The organism is Pseudomonas sp. P5_B2 (genome assembly GCF_056400445.1).
Genome location: NZ_JBFULH010001505.1, coordinates 1 through 537, shown reverse-complemented (window position 1 = coordinate 537; position 537 = coordinate 1). Strand labels below are relative to the sequence as shown.

Sequence of the window (537 nt, the reverse complement as noted above, 5' to 3'; positions counted from 1 at the left end):
CCGTTGGAACACGACATGACTCCGCGCCCGACGCCGATCACCTCCAACCGATAGTGGTCTTGCGGCTCGAGAAAACGATTGGCTTCAGAAAACACATCCATGGGACCGGTGACGTCCAGCGACTGAACGCCGGAGAAGATCACGATGGCGATGGTTTTACTCATGGCTGGAAACGCCCTCAATTGTTAGCCATTACACGACCTGTAGCAGCTGCCGAGCTAGCGAGGCTGCGTTCGGCTGCGCAGCAGTCGTAAACCCGGAGCACGCGGTTCACCTGAAAAACCGCGGTGCCTGATTTCACGACTGCTGCGCAGCCGAACGCAGCCTCGCAGGCTCGGCAGCTGCTACAGGTCCATCAAACTTAGCCAATCCACATGCAACAAGCGAGGTTGGCGCGATATGCAGGTTCATTGGCAAGGATCGCAGCCATGGATCGATTGTCCGGTTTTGGGGGGCGGAACAGACTTGTTCCATCAGCGCCGCCACGGCGTTCCCCGCGGCGAGGACAGCACCATGAGCAGCAACATTGCCGGCATC

1 protein-coding gene and 1 pseudogene are annotated in these 537 nt (G+C 58.8%); both read right to left on the bottom strand.

Annotated features, from left to right (window positions below; translation table 11 throughout):
* Positions 1–164: pseudogene (locus tag AC1DRJ_RS32090) on the bottom strand (AraC family transcriptional regulator); the annotation flags it as partial.
* A gap of 133 nt (positions 165–297) precedes the next feature.
* Positions 298–537: hypothetical protein (locus AC1DRJ_RS32085; RefSeq protein ID WP_477805625.1), on the bottom strand; the 240-nt coding region annotated here is incomplete at its 5' end.